Below are 19050 nucleotides of genomic sequence, written 5' to 3'. Positions count from 1 at the left end.
CGCGATGTGGTTGCCCTGTAGCAGGAATGTTTTGTGAGTTTTAACCTTGTTTTCAGATAAAGGCTAATTTTGCATTGTGCTGGTTTTGCGCTTGTTTATCTAAACGCTATTTGATATTAGTTCCTACCCGTTTAAAGGCGTTTCGCGCAATTAAATGGCTAAAAATGAAATACGACTCACAAATGAGTATTGTAAAAGCGAGAAAATGGCTTTTTTATAACCATTTGTGAGTAGTTTTTAATATGACTAAGTGTAATTTTAAGTTTACATTCTTACAGGCTGGTTTTGATTAGCGGTAGCTAATTATCAATGAATCACTTAAGTTTGTTAAAAAACAAAACAACAAGATGGGGCATTTTGTGCAAAACAGTAATATGAGTATCGGCGATACATTAGGCTTAGGCTTTATGACTTTCGCATTTTTCTTAGGTGCGGGTAACCTAATTTTCCCTCCTTTTGCGGGTATGTTAGCTGGCGAGAATATGACTCTCGCAATGTTGGGCTTTCTTGTTACTGCCGTGGGTTTGCCTCTTGCTGGTCTGATTGCGGTTGCTAAGGCAAATGGTAAGGTCATGGCAATGTTGCCAGCGTTTGCTGCAACAGCACTGGCTGTTTCTATCTATATTATTATTGGCCCTGCATTTGCGGCGCCTCGTACAGGTTTAGTAGCGTTTGAAATTGGCGCTCGTCCATTTTTAGATAATGCAGAAGCTGTCATTCAAATTGGTGCTCTAGCACTTAATCAAGCACAGCTATTTTATACCATTGCATTCTTTGCTCTTGCCATGGTGTTGTCTTTATACCCAGGTAAATTGCTTGATAGCGTGGGTAAAGTATTAACCCCAATTTTGATTTTCTTATTAGTGGGTTTAGCGATTTCAGTCATTGTGACGCCTAGCGCTGCAGTTGGTGCTGCAACAGGTGATTATATTACTAGCCCACTTTCTAAAGGTATTTTAGAAGGTTACAACACTATGGATACACTGGCTTCAGTGATCTTTGGTATGTTGATTATTGATATTTTACGTAAGAAAGGCATCACTGAGTCAAAAGCGCAAACTCGCTACCTTGTTCGCGCCGCAATTATTGCAGCGTCTGGTTTAGCATTTGTTTATATCTCATTATTCTATTTAGGTGCGACTGCAGGTGAGATTGCAGCTGGCGCTGAAAATGGTGGTCAAATTCTAACAAACTATGTCACCCACGAGTTCGGCACTATGGGTACAGTGTTATTGGCCGCTGTTGTGAGCATCGCATGTCTGACAACCGCTGTGGGTTTAATCACTGCTTGTTCTGAATACTTTAATGAATTACTGCCAAAGATTTCTTATAAAGCATTTGTTATCTTTTTCAGCTTAGTGTGTGCAACCGTTGCTAACGTTGGTTTAACTCAGTTAATTAATATCAGTATTCCTGTATTGATGACCATTTACCCAGTTGCGATTGCATTAGTGGCAATTACTTTCTTAACTGAACGTTTTGCGCGCCCTGAATTTTCACACCGTTTAGTGTTATCAGTAGCCTTGTTCTTCGGTGTGTTTGATGGCTTGAAAGCTGCAGGTTTCGAAATTAACTTCTTAAGCTTTATGCCTCTTCACAGTGAAGGTATGGCTTGGTTACTACCTGTCGGTATCGCAATCGTGGCATGTTTATTTGTGCCAGCTAAAAACCAAACGGTTGCAGCAAGCTAATCAATAATCTACCTATGGCAAATTTTGTCAAAGTAAACTAATTTTGGTTACACTAACGGCGTTACTTCATGTGAAGTAACGCCGTTTTTTTAGGATGAAAAGTGACTGATAAGTATCAAGCTGACCCCATCATAGATGCCTTTTTAGATGACCTTTGGTCAACCAAAGGCCTAAGTGATAATACCCTCGCATCCTACCGCACCGATTTACGTCATTTTGAACGTTTTGTGCTGAGCCAAGGTATGCACTTGACTGAGGTCGAGCAGCTAACCATTCGTGATTACTTAGCCTATCGAGTTGAACATAAATTTGCTAAAACCAGTACCGCGAGGCTGCTGAGTAGTCTGCGTCGTTTTTATGGCTATTTGATTGTTAAGCAAACGATTGAAATTGACCCTACCAGTTTAATTGAGTCACCTAAGCTTGCACGCCAACTGCCCGATGCACTAAGCGAGAGTCAAATCGACGCCTTGTTAGACGAGCCAAATGTTGAAGATGCTATTGAGTGTCGCGACAAAGCGATGTTGGAGTTGCTATACGCAACTGGGCTGCGTGTTACTGAATTAGTGAGCCTGACGCTTGAGCAAGTCAGTCTGCGCCAAGGTTTAGTGAGAATTGTAGGTAAGGGCGGTAAAGAGCGCTTAGTGCCTTTAGGTGAACTCGCTGTGACCGAAATTGAGCAATATTTATTAGCGGCCCGTGCAGAGTTACTGAGTAACAAACAAAGTGATGTGTTGTTTCCGTCTAAACGCGGCCAAATGATGACTCGGCAAACTTTTTGGCATCGAATAAAGCTGTATGCAATTCGGGCTGGTATTAATTGCCATTTATCGCCGCACACATTGCGCCATGCCTTTGCTACTCATTTATTGAATCACGGTGCAGATTTGCGCGTGGTGCAGTTGTTATTGGGACACAGCGATTTATCAACAACTCAAATTTATACCCATGTTGCGAAAGCAAGATTGCAGCAATTGCATAGTGAACATCACCCAAGAGGCTAGTGATCTGCAACACTCAATAATGAATTGTTACTTAAAATTTGGTGGTGGTAGTCACCAATAAAAGAGTTAAGGTTGATTTAGTAAAATATTCTCTGTAACTTTTGCCGACAATATCAGGTCTATGTATTAGCTGAGACATTCAGTTTTACCCAATAGGATTAATTAATGAAGTTAACCAAAGCATTCTCTTTTGCGATTACGCTAGCTGTTGCGCCACTGCTACAGGCAGCTTCAGCAACAGATATCCCCAATGAAACTGAATTGAAAAAACAAGTATCAGATGTACTTGGTGTCAATGTTTTGAAAATTCAGTCATCACCTATTGATGGTCTGTATCAAGCATTTACTGACCGTGGTGTATTATATGTTTCGCCTGATGGCACTAAGCTAATTCACGGTAACATGTACGATCTTAAAAATGGCATGCAAAACTTAACCGAAGCTGCACTTGCTGGCCCACGTGTTGATATGCTTAAACCGTTTGAAGAAGATATGTTGGTCTACAAGGCTAAGAACGAAAAACACGTAGTGACTATTTTTACCGATGTAGATTGTGGCTATTGCCGTAAACTACACCAAGAAATGGACGGTTATAATGACCTAGGCATTACCGTACGTTACTTAGCTTACCCTCGTGCGGGGATCCCATCTGCAAACGCGCAGGAAATGGAAGCGGTTTGGTGTGCTAAAGATCCATTGAAAGCTATGACAGATGCTAAAACTGGCGGTAACGTTAAAGCGGCAAGTTGTGATGCTAACATTGAAGGCCAATATCGTTTAGGCCAAGCATTTGGTATTAATGGCACGCCAGCTATCGTGTTAGAAAATGGTGTTTTAGTACCGGGTTACCAACCACCAGAAGCATTATTAAACACCATTAAAACTAACATTTAATTTGTAGAGTTTGATGATGGTTGTCGATTACTCATTCATATGAGTAAATCGTGCTATTTTAATAAAAGGTGAGCACTTAGCTCGCCTTTTTTGTTATCTTGCTTTTGATCTTTTTTTCTATCGATAAGGTTTATTTGTGGCTCACAAAATTGTTCGCCGTGCTGATGTAGATGATAGCCATTTACCCGCAACTATCCATCCTTTGTTAAAACAACTTTATGCTCGTCGAAATGTTGATTTAACAGGGTGTGAATTAAGCCTATCTAAGCTTCTGAGACCAGATACTATGTTGGGTTTGCCTGAAGCTGCAATAATCATTGCCGATGCGATTGCTGCGCAGAAATCGATATTGATTGTTGGTGATTTTGACGCCGATGGCGCCACATCCACCAGTGTGTGCTTGCTTGCACTTCGAATGATGGGGGCGAGTAAAGTTGATTACCTTATTCCGAATCGATTTGATTATGGTTATGGCTTAAGCCCTGAGATTGTCGCCGTGGCACAATCAAAAGGCGCTGAGTTATTAATTACCGTTGATAACGGTATCTCATCCATCGATGGGGTAGCCGCAGCTAAACAACTAGGCATGCAAGTGGTGGTAACAGATCACCATCTACCCGGTAAAAGCTTGCCAGATGCCGATGCTATTGTTAACCCGAATCAAGATGGCTGTCAGTTTGCCAGTAAATCCATTGCGGGAGTCGGCGTGGCTTTTTATTTGATGTCAGCCTTAAGGGCAGAGCTTAAAAGCCGAGACTGGTTTCAAAATAATCATATCGCAGAACCTAATCTGGGTAGCCTTTTAGATATTGTGGCCTTGGGTACGGTTGCAGATGTGGTGTCTCTTGATAGTAATAACCGCATTTTAGTTCAGGCTGGATTACAGCGAGTTAAAAGTGGTCGCTGTCGTGTAGGCATAACCGCATTGTTAGAAGTGGCCAAACGCAGCCCACAGCGCATTGTGGCATCTGATTTTGGTTTTGCAGTAGGGCCAAGACTTAATGCGGCTGGTCGACTTGATGAAATGGCGTTAGGCGTTGAAACCTTATTATGTGAAGACATGATGCTAGCGCGCAGAATGGCTGATGAACTCGATGGCCTTAACGGTGAACGCCGCGAACTTGAAGCAGGTATGCAGCAAGAAGCCCTTAAAAGTTTGCAAAAGCTCACTCTAGATGAATCTCAACTACCTTGGGGTCTAGCCATATTCCAAGATGATTGGCATCAAGGAGTTATTGGTATTTTAGCATCAAGGATCAAAGATAAATATCATCGACCGGTTATTGCTTTTGCTGATGCAGGCGATGGGGAAATAAAAGGTTCTGCTCGGTCAATCAAAGGTCTGCATATGCGTGACTTACTTGAACTGATTAATAGCCGTCATCCGGGGATGATTATCAAATTTGGTGGCCATGCAATGGCTGCAGGTTTATCCCTTAAAGCGGATGCTTTTACTGAGTTTGAAGCAGCGTATGATAAAGCCGTTCGTGAAATACTAAAGCCTGAACAACTAACGGGTGAAGTTTTATCAGATGGCGAGTTACCTGCTCAGTTAATGAATCTTGAAACAGCATTTTTATTACGGGAGTCAGGTCCGTGGGGACAGTCGTTTGAAGAGCCTCTTTTTGATGGCTACTTTAGCGTGATCCAACAAAGAATTGTGGGTGAGAAACACCTTAAGTTAGTACTTGAAACCGATTGTGGTTCAGTGATGATGGATGCGATAGCGTTTAATGTCGATTTAGCCACTTGGCCTGACGCGACGATTAAGCATGCCAGAGTGGCTTATAAGCTTGATGTGAATGAGTTTAGAGGCAATCAAACGGTACAGATGATGGTAGATTATATAGAACCTGCCTAGCTTTTTGGGATAGCAGCAACTGTTGATTAAAGCAGGATTGGGTTTATCAGAGTGAAGATGAGATAATTATTTTATAAATGACAGATACAAAAAAGCCTCGCAATGCGAGGCTTTTTTGTTATTTGGTCGCGTTAGCCACCAAATCTAAATATGGTGCCCGAACCCGGAATCGAACCAGGGACACGAGGATTTTCAATCCTCTGCTCTACCGACTGAGCTATTCGGGCGACGGACGCAATTAAACGTTTTTTGCGGTCTATAGTCAACTTTTTTTAGTTATAAGGTTATTTTTAGGTTTGTTTGACTAAGAATTCCGCAAAAGGCTCAAATGTTCAGCTAAAGCTTATGGATTAAACAAACAGCTTGAAAGGTCATCAGCAAAGCTTGTGCAGACGTTTCTCAAATATTTTCAGCTATGTTTGAATAGAAAACCACCGCAACAAGGTCTTATTGATTGAATACTATGGATATCATTTCATTTTCACATTAGGAACAGGCTATTGAGCTGGCAATTGACCGTGATTAACCGATCGAAAAAACATCCTTTTTGGGTATGTTTAGTCGTGTCGATGTTAATTATTTTCAGTGCCCTTGGCGTGCTTAGAATAAACCTTGATGTGAACTTTAATGATTACTTTGCCCATGACGATGCTGGATTTCTGGGGCTTGAGCGAATTACCCATAAATTTGAACAGCGAAACAATTTACTCTTGCTATTGGAAAACCAACAAGATTGGCGTCAACCTAAACAGCAATTGTTGTTAAGCCACTTTATTCAACAGTTAGCGCAAGATAGTAGGATTTCACAAGTGGGCGGTTATGCCTTGTTTATCGATGTTTCTAGTATAGACGATTCAATACTCCATCTTGTGCAAGGGGTCGATGCAAATAAACGCGCCCAGTTATTAAGCTATAAACAAAATCCACGATTGCCGCTGGTTATATCGGAAGATGGTCAAGCCATACTACTTAACATTAGCTTCAATGATGTAGGTAAACAAAATTTCGCCAATGAGACCTTATGGCGTGAGCACAATATAGATAGTTTATTGAATAGCGCTAACGGATATTGGGATTCAAATGAAAACACATCTGTGAATGTTTACCTAAGTGGTGAGCAAGCACTTAATTGGCAATATGCAAAAGTGCTACGTCATGATTTAGCTTGGTTTGCACCGTGTTTGTTATTGATAATCACCTTAATGGCATTTTTATTTATCCGAGCGCGATTATGGTTGCTGGCGATTGGATTAAATTGTTTGGTTACCTTATTGCTAACCTTGGGAATTGCAGGTTGGTTTAAACTAACCATCGCCGCCATTAGTGCATTTATTCCCGTCATTATTATCACTTTGTCGCTAGCTTATTCCGCGCATTTATATTTGGCATGGCAACTGGCGCTTAAACAGCAAAATGACGATCCACTTCAGTTTAGTTTTCTGCATAATAAGCTGCCATTATTTTATGCGACGCTAACAACCATGTTAGGTTTTGGGTTATTGAGTTTTAGCCCGTCACCACCCATTCAAACTTTCGGTATCTTGGTGGCGATAGCCGTTTTATGTCATTACCTGCTTTGTCATAGTTTAATGGTCGTCATTGTTAGCTCGCTTGGCAAAATATCGGAGAGAAAACAAGCTGAACTTCCTAGTCGAAAAGACCTGAGTCAAATGGCTCACCTGTCCATCGAGTCTATGGCGAAAAAAGGAATTAAACACCCTAAAGTCATACTCGCTAGCGTGGCATTAATCTCAACTTTGGCGATTTTCAGCGCATCCAAACTTGAACTCAATGATGATCCATTTAGTTACTTCCCAATCGAAAACTCCTTTAGTCAATCTAAGCAGAAGATGCAGCAATACTTTGATGGGGTAAATTTAATTAATTATGAAATCAGCGTAAATGCAGCCAACTCTGATGACGTTAGTGGAGATGATGTTAGAGAAGATGATGTTTCAAATGATGCCAGTCAAACTTCACACCATATTTATGACAAACAATACTTGAGCTTTCTCTATCAATTCGCACGTTTTTTAAAACAACAACCTGAAGTAAATAGAGTGACACATATTGGTGATTGGGTGAAAAGTGCTGGATTAACACAAAGCCAGTTTAAGCGAGTTGTCAGTGAAAACTCAGTAAATACCCTTGGACTTGGTGCTGAAATATCTACAGATTATCAATCTAGTTTATTCACTATTTACTTGACCCCTTTAACCGCTAAACAAATGATAGTGTTTGAGAAGCAGGTGGATGATTGGCTAGGGAAGAATAAACCTGATTTTACCGTTAGCCCCGCATTAGGAAGCAGTTTGTTATTTGCTCATTTATCAGTAGAGAATGCCAATAATATGCTGTGGTCTTTCGCTATCGCATTGTTGATGCTCAGTATCATTTTAGGTGTTATTAAACGCAGTTTGATATTTGCGTTCATTGGCCTAATGGTGAATTTTTTGCCGTTACTATGGGTATTTGGCGCATGGCAGTTAATGGGAGACTATATCAGTATTGGTAGTGCTGTCGTGTTAGGGATCATGTTAGGCATAATTGTCGACGATACTTTGCATCTTCTATTAAAACTTCCAGAGCCTAACAAGGCTTTGGCGTTTGATCTTTTCTGGCCTAAATATTCAGCCATCATACCTGTGATTAGTTTTACCAGCTTAACCTTAGTATTGGGTTTCGGAATTGGTTTAGCATCCGACTTTGCCCCTATTGCGCAGCTTAGTCTGTTGTCTTGTATGGTGATTGCATTAGCTTGGTTGTTTGATGTTTTGGTCTTACCGGTTATTTATCATCAATGGAGGCGCTATCAATATGGGCAGCAGTAAGAGCGTTAAACGTTGTTTTGGTAAGCAAGCCTCACCTCAAGTGCAGCATGGGAAAAATGCACTTCGGCTTCAAAGCTGGATAAATCACTTTGGTCACTCACCCTTGTCATTTAATGATGGTCAAACCGAGGCTATGGCGTATTTATTACCACTTCTTTTGTGTGGTGAACAATCGGCGCAACTGGTGTTTAACCAAGAAATAATTAGATTACGCGATAACTCAATCAAGCATCACTCTATTATATCTGCGCATTCTGAAAAGCTGATTTCATCCTTGATGGAAGTTGAGTCTGACGAGTGTCGACATGATATTGCTTTGCAAAGTGTGGCGGATAATTTACCTGAAGTTGATTCAGTTGCGAAAGTGCAACGGCTTGCTAAACGTTTTTATACAAGCCTTGGCCGAGTAGATAATTACAGTCAGCATTTTGTCCGCATTGCAGTGTTAGATACCTGTGTCACTCAAATTATGCAGGCTTTTGAACATAGCCATTTAGGAGCCAACCATCCATTAAGTCAACTTTGTGGCTTAATTAAAAAAGATGAAGCCAAACATGTTTACATCAGTCGTCACCATGCAATGGAGTTAGGCGCGGATAATGTTGAGTTTAACCAACAACAAGAGTCAATCACCCAAAACCTGTTTCAATTATTGCGTAGCCAAGACAGGGCATTTGAACATATGGGAATTTGCTTAGATTCCTTACAAGATAAACTGGAGGAAAAATGGCAGTAAAATTTGCTCAACATGATTTGTCATTGTATTCAATTGCCCATCAATTGCCGGGTATAAATATTGATAATGAAATGCTTTTGGCATGTTTATCTCAACAATGTGGTCGTTTAAATGCGCGTAAAGCTAAAAGTATCGCTAAACGGCTGGGTATTGAAGGTCGTCACTTGGTGAGAGATTTAACTCAAGCGACAAGTTCAGCTTCGCCTACCAGTATTGAGTTAAGTCAGCAGGTTTTGACTCAAGCATTACATAGCGCCGCTATAGACAGTAATGATTTGGATTACTTACTCACCCATACTTGTACTCCCCACACCCAAGTGCCACCTAATGCCGCATGGCTTGCTGATGTTATGGCGTATCACGGGTCTTATTTAGAGCTAAGGCAAGCATGTACAGGCTTTGCTAACGGTTTACAGATAGCTTCGGCTTTTTGCGCGGTGAATCAAAAGCCGGTAGCCATTGTTGGGGTAGAAACAGGTTCTGTGTATTTTGATATGGATAAGGCATTTATAGACACCGAACAATTAGTGAATTATGTGCAAATGGGAGATGGCGCTGCTGCGACAGTATTAGGTCCAGTAACCGAGGGGAAGGCCAAAGTCTCAGATATCTATTTAGGACAAATAGGTCACCAAAAACAACCAGGGTTTTATTTAGATAGCGGTTCTAAAGATGTCGGTGAAAAACGAATGGCACGTTTTCACCATAATATCCATGCGGTCAGAGAGCAGGGCAGCCAGTTATTTGAACTTGGCTGGCAAGCGCTACAAAGCCGTGGCTACCAGTTAGATGACTTCGCTTATATTTTACCTCATCAAGCGAATGGTCATATTGATGTGCTAATGGCTGAAGCGTTAGGGGTAACGCCGGATAGAATTATTAATGACGCGAAACAGTTTGGTAATTTAGGTTCTGCTGCTATTTGGGTGAGTTTATCTAATTTGATTCACTCAGGTAAATTACAAGATGGTGACAAGGTTGCAGTGTTAGGTGCTGAGGCGACTAAATATCTTTATGGCGGCTTCGTTTATCAGCATTGCGCAAGCTGAAGGTTAAGCAATAGCTGAAGATTAAGTTTAAGCAATAAAAAGCCCGCAATATGATTGCGGGCTTTTCTGTTTTTACTCGTAATTGATTTAGTCTTCTGGCTAATAATCGGGCGAGTAATTGTTAGTTAGTTACTTAACTCTTTATTATCAGGGAAGTTAGCTGCCATAACAGTTAATACATTCTGTTTTAGCTGATCTTGGCCTAACTCACCGTAAGCTTCTGACATGATTTCAAGTGCGCGTTCAATGGCAGGTGTACCAGGGAATTGCTCCATCACTGATTGAGCGCGAACTGCAGCGGCACTCCATGCTTCCATTTTGATATAATACTCGGCTACTTTAATTGAGTATTGTGCTAAACGGTTTTTAAGATACTGCATACGCTGTTGTGCATCAGCAGAATATTTACTGTTAGGGTAACTTTTGATTAAACGATCGAAATCTTTAAATGCATCTTGAGCATTTTTAGGATCGCGATCGGTACGGTCGATATTCATCATGTCATGGAAAAGATAATTATCAGCCTGCATATTTGTTAAACCACGCATATAATACACGTAATCAATATCTGGATGCGTTGGGTTTAAACGTAAGAAACGATCGATATTGGCAATGCCAGATGCGACGTCATCCATTTTGTAATACGCAAAAATCATATCAAGTTGTACTTGAGTTTTATGCGGTCCAAATGGGTAGCGAGAGTCTAAAGCTTCAAGGGTTCTTACTGCTTTAGAATAGTTTCCAAGCTCCATTGAGGTCCTTGCTTGGCTATAAAGGCCCTCTGGAGACTTACCATTTAGGTCTTCATCTTCAAAACCTTTTGAGGTACTACAAGCTGATAAAGCTAATGAAAACAATACTAGGGCGGCGCCTTTGGCAAATTTAGACATATGTAAATTCAATTCTTTTATAAGTTGTTGTTAAGAATTTTTCCATTTCACTGTAAAATAGAAAACAATCCGATTGTAACAGATAGCACATTCACTTTGGACCCCAAAAAAGGGGTACGGTTCCTATGACACAAGAGATTAACCTAAAAAGCGAGATCACAGCAAATCAAACGGGTCTTCGTTTAGACCAAGCTTTGGCTGAATTGTTCCCTGATTATTCCCGTACACGCATCAAAGAATGGATCCTATCTGGTGCAGTTTCAGTCGATGGCGCTGTTGTCGATATACCTCGTGAGAAGGTATTAGAGTCGCAGTTAATTGCGGTAGAAGCAACGCTTGAAGAAGAAGTAAAAGATAAAGCACAAAATATTGAGCTTAATATTGTCTATGAAGATGACCATATTATTGTCGTCAATAAGCAAGCTGGCCTAGTGGTTCACCCTGGTGCTGGTAATGCCGATGGCACATTATTAAATGCGTTATTACACCATTGCCCTGATATTGAGCACGTCCCTCGTGCAGGTATCGTTCATCGTTTGGATAAAGACACCACAGGTTTAATGGTTGTGGCTAAAACCGTTGAAGCGCAAACGCATCTAGTGACTGCATTGCAGGCACGTGACATCGTTCGTGAATATGAAGCGATTGTTATTGGTACTATGACTGCTGGTGGCACTGTTGATGAGCCGATTGAGCGTCATGAGACTCGTCGTACCCAAATGGCTGTCATTATGGGCGGGCGTCCTTCAGTTACCCATTACCGCGTTGCTGAAAAATTCCGAGCGCATACACGTTTGAGATTACGTCTAGAAACAGGTCGTACTCACCAAATTCGTGTTCACATGGATTATATTGGTCACGTACTTGTAGGCGATCCAGTTTATGGCGGTCGTCCTCGTCCACCTAAAAAAGCCAGCCCTGAGTTTTTTGATATTTTGAAAAACTTCAATCGTCAGGCTTTGCACGCTGTACGTTTAGAATTAGCGCATCCTTTCACGCATGAAATTATGTCGTGGCAGGCTCCTATTCCAGAAGACATGCAAATGCTTGCTAAAGCAATGCGTAAAGATACTGAAGAAAACCCAATCGAGTATCTGTAACTTCTGCTAAGAAAAGGGCAAAACGTGTATAAAGCCAGTTGGCCGATCCCTGAAAATGTTGGCATCGCTATGACAAATCGTCATGGCGGTGAAAGCAAGCCTCCCTTCGATAGCCTTAATTTAGGTTTACACGTCGGTGATGAGGCGTCAGATGTATTGGCTAACCGTGCTTTAATTCAGCAAAGGTTATCTATCACTGCTCCTTTGCTGTGGCTTGAACAAATACATGGCACTGAGATTGTGGATTGTACTCACTTGTCTGCAACAGCGTTAGTCAATGAAGTCCCACCTAAAGCTGATGGCAGCTATTCATCATCCCCTCATGTTTCATTAGCGATTATGACGGCTGATTGTTTGCCGGTATTACTGTGTAATAAAGCAGGAACACAAATTGCTGCGGTGCATGCTGGTTGGCGTGGTTTGTGCGATGGCATTATCGAAGCTGCAGTTAACAAGTTCAGCTGTGACCGTTCTGAGTTAATTGCTTATTTAGGCCCTGCGATTGGACCTGAAATATTTGAAGTCGGCGCTGAAGTGAAACAACAGTTTGTCGCGGTAAATAAACATTCTGCGCAATACTTTAAGCCCGTTGTTAATGACTCATGTGATAAGCCATCTGATAAATACCTTGCCGATTTAAATGCGCTAGCAAAAATGCGTTTAACATCGTTAGGTATTGAGCAAGTATTTAGTGCTGATACCTGCACCTATTCAGATAAAGATTACTTTTCTTATCGCCGCGATCAACAAACAGGCCGTATGGCTTCCTTTATTTGGTTAAAGTCTTAATCTGTTTTTTCGATTTGATCTGAATCAATTAATCTAACACTAATGTACTGATTTTCTCTTCCAAGATTGAAATTTTCATAAACATCCCCATATTTTAATAATCAAAACATTCCGTTTTTATTAAATTGTGTAGGAGGCCGTATGAGACTCGATCGTATGACCAACAAATTTCAAATCGCTATTTCAGATGCCCAATCTTTGGCATTAGGGCGTGACCATCAGTTTATTGAACCTATTCATTTGATGATGGCGTTATTAAATCAAGATTCAGGCTCAATTCATCCATTACTGACCCAAGCTGGGATCAATGTGAGCGGCTTACGTTCATCGCTTAGCCAAGAATTAGAGCGTCAGCCACAAGTTGAAGGTGCTGGTGGTGATATTCAATTATCCCAAAGCCTGATCCGTTTATTAAACTTGTGCGATAAGTTAGCTCAAAAGCGTAAAGACAAATATATCTCTTCAGAGCTTTTTGTTATGGCTGCACTTGAAGGTACAGATCCATTAAGTAAATGCTTGAAAGACGCTGGTGCCAGTAAAGAGTTACTCGAAAAAACCATCGAGCAAATTCGTGGTGGCCAAAAGGTTGATGATCCCAATGCTGAAGATCAACGCCAAGCACTAAACAAGTTTACAGTCGATCTCACCGAACGTGCAGAGCAAGGCAAGCTTGATCCGGTTATCGGCCGTGATGAAGAAATTCGTCGCACTATTCAAGTATTACAACGTCGTAGTAAAAATAACCCAGTATTAATTGGTGAGCCAGGTGTGGGTAAAACCGCTATTGTTGAAGGCTTAGCTCAGCGTATTGTTAATGGCGAAGTGCCTGAAGGGATCAAAAATAAACGCGTATTGTCTTTAGATATGGGCGCGTTAATTGCTGGAGCTAAGTACCGTGGTGAATTCGAAGAGCGTTTAAAAGCTGTGCTAAATGAACTTGCTCAAGAAGAAGGCCAAGTGATTTTATTCATCGATGAACTTCATACTATGGTCGGCGCTGGTAAAGGTGAAGGCGCAATGGATGCAGGGAATATGCTTAAACCTGCTTTAGCTCGCGGAGATTTGCATTGTGTTGGCGCGACAACCCTAGATGAGTATCGCCAATACATCGAAAAAGATGCAGCGCTTGAGCGTCGTTTTCAAAAAGTGCTAGTCGAAGAGCCAAATGTAGAAGATACCATTGCGATTTTACGTGGCTTGAAAGAGCGTTATGAATTACACCACCATGTAGAAATTACAGATCCAGCTATTGTTGCGGCTGCAAGCATGTCGCATCGCTATATCTCAGACAGAAAGTTACCCGATAAAGCTATCGACTTAATTGATGAAGCGGCATCGAGTATTCGTATGCAAATCGATTCTAAACCTGAAGCGCTTGATCGTTTAGATCGCCGTGCTATTCAACTTAAGCTTGAAGAACAAGCATTGGCGAAAGAAGAAGATGAAGCGAGTCGTAAGCGTTTAAATCATTTGCAAGCTGAGCTTAAGCAAGTCGAAGAGAAAGCAGGCGAGTTAAATGAAATTTGGCATACAGAAAAAGCAGCTCTTGCTGGTACTCAGCATATTAAAGCGGATTTAGAACAATCACGCATGGATATGGAAGTGGCAAAACGTGCAGGTGATTTGACCCGTATGTCTGAGCTTCAATATGGTCGAATTCCAGAGTTAGAAAAACAACTGGATTTAGCCTCGCAAGCAGAAATGCAAGATATGACTTTATTGCGTAATAAAGTAACTGATACTGAAATTGCTGAAGTGCTATCTAAAGCGACGGGGATCCCTGTTTCTAAAATGCTCGAAGGCGAGCGCGATAAGTTATTGCAAATGGAAGGTGCGCTTCATCAACGCGTCATTGGGCAAAACGAAGCGGTCGAAGCGGTATCAAATGCAATTAGACGTAGCCGAGCAGGCCTTGCCGATCCTAACCGTCCTATTGGTTCATTCCTATTCTTAGGGCCTACAGGTGTAGGTAAAACCGAGCTATGTAAATCTCTGGCGAATTTTTTGTTTGATACTGAATCTGCAATGGTACGTATCGATATGTCTGAGTTTATGGAGAAACATACAGTATCGAGATTAGTCGGCGCACCTCCTGGTTATGTTGGCTATGAAGAAGGCGGTTACTTAACTGAAGCTGTTCGTCGTAAACCTTATTCAGTCATTTTGTTAGATGAAGTAGAGAAAGCACATCCGGATGTGTTTAATATTTTACTGCAAGTATTAGATGATGGCCGCTTAACTGATGGCCAAGGAAGAACTGTTGATTTTAGAAACACCGTGATCATTATGACTTCCAACTTGGGCTCTGACATTATTCAAGATGGCTTTGCCTCTCAAGACTATGCACAAATGAAGTCAGCTGTTATGAGTGTAGTGACCCAAAGCTTTAGGCCTGAATTTTTAAATCGAATTGATGAAACCGTGGTTTTCCATCCTCTAGCTGCCGAGCATATTGCTCATATTGCTGAAATACAGTTAGGTAACTTAAAAGAACGCTTAGCTGAAAAAGACTTCACTATGGATATTTCTAAAAATGCACTGGCACTAATTGCTGAAGCAGGCTTTGATCCGACTTATGGTGCTCGCCCACTGAAAAGGGCGTTGCAACAAGAAATTGAAAATCCATTAGCGCATCATTTATTAAAAGGTGAACTCCTACCAGGTAAACCGATCCTGATAGATGTTGAAGACGGCTTATTAACGTTTAAGCAGTAATCTAAATCGAAATACTTAGCGTCAATTAATAGAGGGAACCATACTTAAATATGGTTCCTTTTTTCTTGTTAGTTTATGTGAGTCAAGTTAACCAAGTCTGTATTTAGATAAACTATTTTCTCACTTGATTGTGGACTATATTTAAACTAATTTGGTTAAAGACTCTTTATTGGCCTACATCTAAATTTTAGTAAAAGGATATAACATGAAGAAAACTGTCGTTTTAGGTATCGCATTACTCTCTATTGCTGCAACAGGTTGTAGTAGCTCACCAGAAAATAGTGATGGTTCAGAAGTTATTGGTGTAGGTAATGTTGAATATAATAGTTTGTATCATTTTGGATATAACAGAGGCTGCAGTAGCGCAATAGCTGTGAAAGGCTCAAATGAATCTTTAGAAGAAATGAAAGATAAAGTAGTCGATGGTATTGATGCTTATGATGATGGTTGGCAATCGGGTACACAGACTTGCGCCAACGGTGAGTTCAAATCAATGTATACAGTGGGTAAAGCCGAGTAATGAGTAATAAACCTAATGCTGTTTTGTAGATTGATATAAATAAAAAAGGAGCCTGGGGCTCCTTTTTTAATTTATTCGATTTCTGAGTAATCTTCTATCAGGCCGACATTTCGATTTAGATTATAAAGAGGGCTACTTACAAAATAGTTTAATTCTTTCTTCATTCTTTTCTATTTGCTCTAAACGCTCTTCTTCTGTTACCACAATTTCTTCACCTGTTGTCTTATCGGTGCGATGAAGATTCTGGTAGCTATTAAGCACATTCAAACTGTGCTTTGCACTTTCACATATAGAAGCAGCTTGTTCAGCATCTTTCTCTTTTATAATTTCTGCTTGTTGGGCTAAATCAGATTTTGAATTTGCTTTAGTTGAAGTCGTTGTATTTGGGAGAACGGGAACATATCCGACTTGAGCGGGTTCAATATCTTCACTATACACTTTCTTTGAGTCTACATTTGCTGGTGGTTGCTGACTGTAATGGGACACACCATCTTTATCTACCCATGTATAAATGACAGTGGCAAAACTGATATGACTAACACAACAACAAAGTAAAAAAGCAAGCAGACGTAAACTGAACATAGATATTCCTAACAATATGGTGAAGCATAATTTTCCCTAATAAAATTAAAATAGGCTAAATAGCACATAAAACCAATAGCTAAATGAATATTGTTACTAGTCGATGTCGCTATTTATGGCAATTAAGCACAACACAGTCCCTATTTTAATACTTCCTCACAGACGCATGTTTCGAGCGAATACACTAAAAACAGGCTAATTAGCGCAAAAAGGCTACATTGTGATTAACTATTGTTCAGTTGGTGCGTGTTTGTCATAAATATTTAAAATACCCCTTGCGGTGTTTCAGGATTTGCCTATAATGCGCATCCACTGACACGGCAGACCGCAACAGCGAAACACTGAGTCAGGTTGATTTGAGACGGTTTTAATCACTTCAAATTAACGGCAAAAAGAAGTTTGAAAAAACACTTGACGCCAACGAGGGAAAGCGTAGAATACGCATCCCTGACCAACACGGTCAACGCTCTTTAACAATTAAACAAGTAAATCTGTGTGGACACTCACAGGTGTTGAGTTAATCGAAATTGCTTCTTAGGAAGCAATCAAAATTATTATCAATGTAACGATGAGTGTTCATAGCAATATGTAACAAACAGGATGTAGATTCTTCCGAGTCTGCATAATGTAATCAGAATTCATTGAGCCGATTCTTCGGAATCAAAAAACTTTAATTGAAGAGTTTGATCATGGCTCAGATTGAACGCTGGCGGCAGGCCTAACACATGCAAGTCGAGCGGTAACAGAAAGAAAGCTTGCTTTCTTTGCTGACGAGCGGCGGACGGGTGAGTAATGCCTAGGGATCTGCCCAGTCGAGGGGGATAACAGTTGGAAACGACTGCTAATACCGCATACGCCCTACGGGGGAAAGGAGGGGACCTTCGGGCCTTTCGCGATTGGATGAACCTAGGTGGGATTAGCTAGTTGGTAAGGTAATGGCTTACCAAGGCGACGATCCCTAGCTGTTCTGAGAGGATGATCAGCCACACTGGGACTGAGACACGGCCCAGACTCCTACGGGAGGCAGCAGTGGGGAATATTGCACAATGGGGGAAACCCTGATGCAGCCATGCCGCGTGTGTGAAGAAGGCCCTAGGGTTGTAAAGCACTTTCAGTAGGGAGGAAAGGTAGCAGCTTAATACGTTGTTACTGTGACGTTACCTACAGAAGAAGGACCGGCTAACTTCGTGCCAGCAGCCGCGGTAATACGAGGGGTCCAAGCGTTAATCGGAATTACTGGGCGTAAAGCGTACGCAGGCGGTTCATTAAGCCAGATGTGAAATCCCCGGGCTCAACCTGGGAATTGCATTTGGAACTGGTGAACTAGAGTCTTGTAGAGGGGGGTAGAATTTCAGGTGTAGCGGTGAAATGCGTAGAGATCTGAAGGAATACCGGTGGCGAAGGCGGCCCCCTGGACAAAGACTGACGCTCATGTACGAAAGCGTGGGGAGCAAACAGGATTAGATACCCTGGTAGTCCACGCCGTAAACGATGTCTACTCGGAGTTTGGTGCCTTGAGCACTGGGCTCCCAAGCTAACGCATTAAGTAGACCGCCTGGGGAGTACGGCCGCAAGGTTAAAACTCAAATGAATTGACGGGGGCCCGCACAAGCGGTGGAGCATGTGGTTTAATTCGATGCAACGCGAAGAACCTTACCTACTCTTGACATCCAGAGAATTCGCTAGAGATAGCTTAGTGCCTTCGGGAACTCTGAGACAGGTGCTGCATGGCTGTCGTCAGCTCGTGTTGTGAAATGTTGGGTTAAGTCCCGCAACGAGCGCAACCCCTATCCTTATTTGCCAGCGCGTAATGGCGGGAACTCTAGGGAGACTGCCGGTGATAAACCGGAGGAAGGTGGGGACGACGTCAAGTCATCATGGCCCTTACGAGTAGGGCTACACACGTGCTACAATGGCGTATACAGAGGGTTGCAAAGCCGCAAGGTCTAGCTAATCTCACAAAGTACGTCGTAGTCCGGATTGGAGTCTGCAACTCGACTCCATGAAGTCGGAATCGCTAGTAATCGTAGATCAGAATGCTACGGTGAATACGTTCCCGGGCCTTGTACACACCGCCCGTCACACCATGGGAGTGGGCTGCACCAGAAGTAGATAGTCTAACCTTCGGGGGGACGTTTACCACGGTGTGGTTCATGACTGGGGTGAAGTCGTAACAAGGTAGCCCTAGGGGAACCTGGGGCTGGATCACCTCCTTACCTATACGACTAACTTGATGTTTGTTGAGTGTTCACACAGATTGCTTGTTACTCCTTTATGGAGTTGAGCGAAATGCGCCGCCAGCCGGTTAGCATTGTTCTTTAACAATTTGGAAAGCTGATAGTATTTAATTGCATGAGTCTGTCATGTTAATTAATTACAAATCGTATT

Annotated in this window: 13 protein-coding genes, 1 tRNA gene and 1 rRNA gene; 12 read left to right on the top strand and 3 right to left on the bottom strand. The window is 41.7% G+C overall.

The features are described from left to right. The first annotated feature begins 347 nt into the window (after positions 1-347). From brnQ to recJ, 4 genes are all read left to right on the top strand, one after another. Entirely contained in the window at positions 348-1691 is a 1344-nt protein-coding gene (gene brnQ, locus AC0L4E_RS15095) for a branched-chain amino acid transport system II carrier protein (RefSeq protein ID WP_473679863.1), read from the top strand. 101 nt (positions 1692-1792) lie between these two features. Continuing rightward, entirely contained in the window at positions 1793-2695 is a 903-nt protein-coding gene (gene xerD, locus AC0L4E_RS15090; RefSeq protein WP_473679862.1) for a site-specific tyrosine recombinase XerD, read from the top strand. A gap of 165 nt (positions 2696-2860) precedes the next feature. Continuing rightward, on the top strand, positions 2861-3589 hold the full coding sequence (dsbC, locus tag AC0L4E_RS15085; protein ID WP_473679861.1) for a bifunctional protein-disulfide isomerase/oxidoreductase DsbC: 729 nt from the start codon (positions 2861-2863) through the stop codon (positions 3587-3589). A 136-nt stretch (positions 3590-3725) separates the two neighbouring features. Beyond that, the gene (recJ, locus tag AC0L4E_RS15080) at positions 3726-5450 is read left to right on the top strand and encodes a single-stranded-DNA-specific exonuclease RecJ (RefSeq protein WP_473679860.1); all 1725 of its coding nucleotides are present in this window, start codon (positions 3726-3728) and stop codon (positions 5448-5450) included. Between the two features lie 151 nt (positions 5451-5601). On the opposite strand, the gene AC0L4E_RS15075 is transcribed toward recJ, so the two are convergent. Next, positions 5602-5677: transfer RNA gene (locus AC0L4E_RS15075), tRNA-Phe, on the bottom strand. Between the two features lie 273 nt (positions 5678-5950). Here AC0L4E_RS15075 and AC0L4E_RS15070 point away from each other — a divergent pair. The 3 genes from AC0L4E_RS15070 to AC0L4E_RS15060 are packed head-to-tail and all read left to right on the top strand — an operon-like array spanning position 5951 to position 10066. Then, positions 5951-8281, top strand: a complete 2331-nt coding sequence (locus tag AC0L4E_RS15070) for an efflux RND transporter permease subunit (protein WP_473679859.1) — start codon at positions 5951-5953, stop codon at positions 8279-8281. Beyond that, the gene (locus tag AC0L4E_RS15065) at positions 8268-9017 is read left to right on the top strand and encodes a hypothetical protein (protein ID WP_473679858.1); all 750 of its coding nucleotides are present in this window, start codon (positions 8268-8270) and stop codon (positions 9015-9017) included. Before AC0L4E_RS15070 ends, AC0L4E_RS15065 begins: the two co-directional genes overlap by 14 nt. Continuing rightward, the gene (locus tag AC0L4E_RS15060; RefSeq protein WP_473679857.1) at positions 9008-10066 is read left to right on the top strand and encodes a 3-oxoacyl-ACP synthase III family protein; all 1059 of its coding nucleotides are present in this window, start codon (positions 9008-9010) and stop codon (positions 10064-10066) included. The genes AC0L4E_RS15065 and AC0L4E_RS15060 overlap by 10 nt, the downstream gene beginning before the upstream one ends. Before the next feature lie 125 nt (positions 10067-10191). Here the strand turns inward: AC0L4E_RS15060 and AC0L4E_RS15055 are convergent, their stop codons facing one another. Then, positions 10192-10956 carry an outer membrane protein assembly factor BamD gene (locus tag AC0L4E_RS15055; protein ID WP_473679856.1) on the bottom strand — a complete coding sequence of 255 codons (765 nt, stop codon included), beginning with the start codon at positions 10954-10956 and terminating at the stop codon, positions 10192-10194. Positions 10957-11081: 125 nt separating this feature from the next. Here AC0L4E_RS15055 and rluD point away from each other — a divergent pair, with 125 nt between their 5' ends. The 4 genes from rluD (at position 11082) to AC0L4E_RS15035 (ending at position 16080) form a co-directional block, all read left to right on the top strand. Continuing rightward, positions 11082-12056 (top strand): 23S rRNA pseudouridine(1911/1915/1917) synthase RluD, encoded by a 975-nt coding sequence (gene rluD, locus AC0L4E_RS15050; RefSeq protein WP_473679855.1) that lies wholly within the window; start codon positions 11082-11084, stop codon positions 12054-12056. Between the two features lie 24 nt (positions 12057-12080). Next, positions 12081-12845 (top strand): peptidoglycan editing factor PgeF, encoded by a 765-nt coding sequence (gene pgeF / locus AC0L4E_RS15045; protein ID WP_473679854.1) that lies wholly within the window; start codon positions 12081-12083, stop codon positions 12843-12845. A 141-nt stretch (positions 12846-12986) separates the two neighbouring features. Continuing rightward, positions 12987-15560 carry an ATP-dependent chaperone ClpB gene (gene clpB / locus AC0L4E_RS15040; RefSeq protein WP_473679853.1) on the top strand — a complete coding sequence of 858 codons (2574 nt, stop codon included), beginning with the start codon at positions 12987-12989 and terminating at the stop codon, positions 15558-15560. A 205-nt stretch (positions 15561-15765) separates the two neighbouring features. Next, positions 15766-16080, top strand: coding sequence for a hypothetical protein (locus AC0L4E_RS15035; protein ID WP_473679852.1), 315 nt, complete (start codon positions 15766-15768; stop codon positions 16078-16080). A 132-nt stretch (positions 16081-16212) separates the two neighbouring features. Here AC0L4E_RS15035 and AC0L4E_RS15030 read toward each other — a convergent pair whose 3' ends face one another. After that, entirely contained in the window at positions 16213-16662 is a 450-nt protein-coding gene (locus AC0L4E_RS15030; protein ID WP_473679851.1) for a DUF4124 domain-containing protein, read from the bottom strand. Positions 16663-17333: 671 nt separating this feature from the next. Between AC0L4E_RS15030 and AC0L4E_RS15025 the strand changes: the two genes are divergently transcribed. Then, positions 17334-18878 (top strand): 16S ribosomal RNA (locus AC0L4E_RS15025). The last annotated feature ends 172 nt before the right edge of the window (positions 18879-19050 follow it).

The organism is Shewanella sp. GJ50-10 (assembly GCF_055808815.1).
This window is presented reverse-complemented; position numbering and strand designations above follow the sequence as displayed.

What these genes read in the sequence shown, in the direction of transcription:
- brnQ (WP_473679863.1), top strand. Translation starts at nt 348, where the DNA reads ATGGGGCATTTTGTGCAAAACAGTAATATGAGTATCGGCGATACATTA.
- dsbC (WP_473679861.1), top strand. Translation starts at nt 2,861, where the DNA reads ATGAAGTTAACCAAAGCATTCTCTTTTGCGATTACGCTAGCTGTTGCG.
- AC0L4E_RS15065 (WP_473679858.1), top strand. Translation starts at nt 8,268, where the DNA reads ATGGGCAGCAGTAAGAGCGTTAAACGTTGTTTTGGTAAGCAAGCCTCA.
- AC0L4E_RS15060 (WP_473679857.1), top strand. Translation starts at nt 9,008, where the DNA reads ATGGCAGTAAAATTTGCTCAACATGATTTGTCATTGTATTCAATTGCC.
- AC0L4E_RS15055 (WP_473679856.1), bottom strand. Translation starts at nt 10,956, where the DNA reads ATGTCTAAATTTGCCAAAGGCGCCGCCCTAGTATTGTTTTCATTAGCT.
- rluD (WP_473679855.1), top strand. Translation starts at nt 11,082, where the DNA reads ATGACACAAGAGATTAACCTAAAAAGCGAGATCACAGCAAATCAAACG.
- clpB (WP_473679853.1), top strand. Translation starts at nt 12,987, where the DNA reads ATGAGACTCGATCGTATGACCAACAAATTTCAAATCGCTATTTCAGAT.
- AC0L4E_RS15035 (WP_473679852.1), top strand. Translation starts at nt 15,766, where the DNA reads ATGAAGAAAACTGTCGTTTTAGGTATCGCATTACTCTCTATTGCTGCA.
- AC0L4E_RS15030 (WP_473679851.1), bottom strand. Translation starts at nt 16,662, where the DNA reads ATGTTCAGTTTACGTCTGCTTGCTTTTTTACTTTGTTGTTGTGTTAGT.